The organism is Mycobacterium sp. TH-M11 (genome assembly GCF_057473725.1).
Genome location: NZ_JBYCLD010000348.1, coordinates 1 through 3,625, shown reverse-complemented (window position 1 = coordinate 3,625; position 3,625 = coordinate 1). Strand labels below are relative to the sequence as shown.

At 64.7% G+C, this 3,625-nt stretch carries 4 protein-coding genes; all 4 read left to right on the top strand.

The genetic code is table 11. The features are described 5' to 3' along the window. The coding region (locus tag AC2VOG_RS13985) for an FtsK/SpoIIIE domain-containing protein (RefSeq protein WP_486940487.1) at positions 1–695 on the top strand (695 nt) is incomplete at its 5' end. Beyond that, positions 692–2,467 carry a type VII secretion protein EccCb gene (eccCb, locus tag AC2VOG_RS13980; RefSeq protein WP_486940486.1) on the top strand — a complete coding sequence of 592 codons (1,776 nt, stop codon included), beginning with the start codon at positions 692–694 and terminating at the stop codon, positions 2,465–2,467. The genes AC2VOG_RS13985 and eccCb, both read left to right, overlap by 4 nt. Positions 2,468–2,607: 140 nt before the next feature. Continuing rightward, positions 2,608–2,895, top strand: coding sequence for a PE domain-containing protein (locus AC2VOG_RS13975; protein ID WP_486940485.1), 288 nt, complete (start codon positions 2,608–2,610; stop codon positions 2,893–2,895). Between the two features lie 57 nt (positions 2,896–2,952). Continuing rightward, a partial coding sequence (locus AC2VOG_RS13970; RefSeq protein ID WP_486940484.1) for a PPE family protein occupies positions 2,953–3,625 on the top strand: 673 nt, incomplete at its 3' end.

Here is a 3,625-nt window from a genome sequence, read left to right as displayed (position 1 = left end):
CCACCTTCCTGGGCATGGAACGACTGCCGCACACGGCGGCGGTTGTCACCAACATGGAAGAGGAGGCCGAACTGGTCAGCCGGATGGGCGAGGTGCTGACCGGTGAACTCGATCGCCGGCAGTCGATCCTGCGGCAGGCCGGTATCCAGGTGGGTGCCGCGGGAGCGCTCTCGGGTGTGGCGGAATACGAGAAGCATCGTGAGCGAGGTGCCGACCTTGCTCCGCTACCCACGCTTTTCGTCGTGGTCGACGAGTTTGCCGAGCTTCTGCAGAACCACCCGGACTTCATCGCGTTGTTCGACCGGATCTGCCGGGTAGGTCGTTCGCTGCGTGTGCACCTACTGCTCGCTACGCAGTCACTCAACACCGGTGGCGTCCGTATCGACAAGCTCGAACCGAACCTGACGTATCGAATTGCATTGCGCACCACAAGCTCCGCCGAGTCCAAGGCGGTGATCGGCACGCCGGAGGCGCAGTACATCACCAACAAGGAGAGCGGCGTCGGTTTCTTGCGGGTCGGCATGGAAGACCCGGTGAAGTTCCGCAGCACCTACACCGGCACCAACTACGTTCCCGCATCGCCCGGTGAGAACGGCGACCGACCGGCCGACTCCGGGGTGCAGCACCGTCGCAGCACCGTTCAGATCCACCAGTTCACGGCGGCTCCGATCTTCGACGGGGCGGTGCTGCCATGACAGTCGACCCAGAACCGCGGGTGCTGCGCGAGGTCGTGCTCGACCAACTAGGCACCGGCGAGGCCGTCGCCTATCGCATGTGGCTGCCGCCGTTGGCGGATCCGACTCCGGTCAACGAACTCGTCGAGCGTGGCACCGGGCGGCCGTTGCAATTCGGTCTCGGCATCATGGACGAGCCGCGCCGCCACCGGCAGGAAGTCTGGGGAGTAGACGTTTCGGCGGCGGGCGGCAACATCGCCGTCGGCGGTGCCCCGCAGACCGGTAAGTCCACGTTCTTGCAGACGCTGGTGCTATCGGCCGCGGCCACGCATACGCCGCGCGACGTTCAGTTCTACTGCATTGATCTCGGTGGTGGCGGTCTGATCTACATCGAGGATCTGCCGCACGTCGGCGGGGTCGCAACCCGGTCCGAACCCGACCGGGTCAACCGCATGGTTGCCGAGATGAAAGCCGTTCTGCGGCAAAGGGAAATCATCTTCAAGCAGTACCGGGTCGGCTCGATGGCGGCGTATCGGCAAATGCGCAACGACCCGAACAACCCGGCCGCCGCCGACCCGTTCGGCGACGTGTTTCTGGTGATCGACGGGTGGCCGGCCTTCGTGGCCGAGTTCCCCGACCTAGAGCCGATGGTGCAAGACATCGCCGGTCAGGGGCTGGCCTTCGGCGTACACACCGTGATCTCCACACCGCGGTGGACCGAGCTGAAGGCTCGGGTACGCGACTACCTGGGCACCAAGGTCGAGTTCCGGCTCGGCGACATGAACGAAACCCAGATCGACCGGATGACCAAGGAGATTCCGGCCAATCGCCCGGGCCGGGCCATCTCGGCCGAAAAGCACCACCTCATGATCGGGGTGCCGCGCATCGACGGGGTCCACAGCGCCGAGAACCTGGTCGACGCGATTACCGCCGCCGTGGAACACGTCGCGGCGGGTTACACCGAGCAGGCGCCCCAAGTCAGGGTGCTGCCGGACCGGGTATATCTGCATCAGTTGGACCCCAACCCGCCGGGCCCGGACTCCGACTACCGCACCCGCTGGACGATTCCGCTCGGCCTGCGCGAGTCGGATCTGTCGGTGGCCTACAACAACATGCAGATGACCCCGCACCTGTTGATTTTTGGCGCGTCGAAGTCGGGCAAGACCACGATCGCCCACGCCGTCGCGCAGGCCATCTGCTCACGCAACAGCCCCGACCAGGTCCGGTTCATGCTGGCCGACTACCGCTCCGGCCTCCTCGACACCGTGCCGGAATCGCATCTCCTCGATGCCGGAGCCATCAACCGCAACAGCGCGTCACTCGAGGAATCCATCAAAGCGTTGGCCGCCAACCTGCGCCGGCGCCTTCCGCCGGCTGACCTGACCACCGCGCAGCTCCGGGCGCGTTCATGGTGGACAGGCCCCGATGTCGTCCTCTTGGTCGACGACTGGCACATGATCGTCGCCGCCGGCGGTATAAACCCGCCGATGACACCTTTGTCGCCGCTATTACCGGCAGCCGCCGATATCGGGCTGCACGTCATTGTGACGTGCCAAATGAGTCACGCGCACCGCGCAACCATGGACAAGTTCGTCGGCGCGGCATTCGGAGCGGGCTCGCCGACCCTATTCCTGTCCGGCGACAAGCAGGAATACCCGTCCAACGAGATCAAGGTCAAAAGACGGCCCCCTGGCCAGGCATTTCTCGTCGCGCCAGAGGGCAAGGAGATCATCCAGGCGTCCTACGTCGATCCCCCAGAAGAAGTGTCTCCACCACCCCGGAATGCCGGTTAGGATCTATCTATCGGCTTCACCAGGGAAGGTCTGCATCGACGGGAAACGCGTAATTCCTTAACAAAAATTAACGTCAGTAATTTACTTAACCGTCAGATACAGGCCAGCCATCAGTAAAGGAGGACACGCAAATGCAACCCATGTCATTCGAGCCCGCCGCCGAAGGAATCGGTGCGCAGGTGATCGCAAATGCCACACAGGGATTGGCAACGGGCACCACGACCGCGGCGGCCGTAACGGGCCTGATGCCGGCCGGAGTCGACGAGGTGTCGGCGCAGGCGGCGCTGGCTTTCGCGTCTGACGGACTGGAAGCCATGGCGGTGCACAGCTTCGCGCAAGAGGAGTTGGCCCGCGTGGGTGCCGCCTACGTCGAGATAGCGGGCATGTACACGGCGGTCGACGGCGCCACCGCCGCGGAACTGGCGTAACACGTCACCGAAGCACTCCCCAAACCGTCCCAGCTGCGAACAGTAGCGAGTTGAATCATGCCTCCTGTACCGCCCCTTGGCATTGAGTACGCCGCCTGGCCACCCGAAGTAAACACTGGGAAGCTGCAAACCGGACCCGGTGAGGCTCCGATGTTGCAGGCCGCGGCGGGGTGGGAGGCGTGGGCTGTCGCATTGGAAGCCCAGGCCGCCGAACTGTCGTCGGCGCTGGCGTCGCTGAGTGCGGCGTGGACGGGGACGGGCAGTGACACCGGGGTGGCGGCCTGCATGCCGATGGTGATGTGGCTGCACACCTTGTCGGCTCAGGCGATGAAGCGCGCGGCTCAGGCGACAGCGCAGGCGGCGTCCTACGTGACGGCCGCGACGACTACGCCGCAGATCCCCGAAATCATGGACAATCACGTCACCCACGGGGTCTTGGAGGCCACGAATTTTCTAGGTGTCAATGCGGTGCCGATCGGGGTCAACGAGGCCGACTACATGCGGATGTGGAATCTGGCTGCGGCAACCATGTACGCGTATCTGGCCGAGACCACGATGAACACGCTCTTCGAACCGATCATGCCGATCAATCCGATTGTCATCCCGGGAGTCGGGGCAGGCGTGGTCAGCGCCGCCGTCGGGCAGGCGGCGGTGGGGATGGCCGGCGGCGCGATGCGTGACGCGGCTTTCGCCCACGTGATGGGTCAGGCCACCGTCGAGTCGGTCGGGC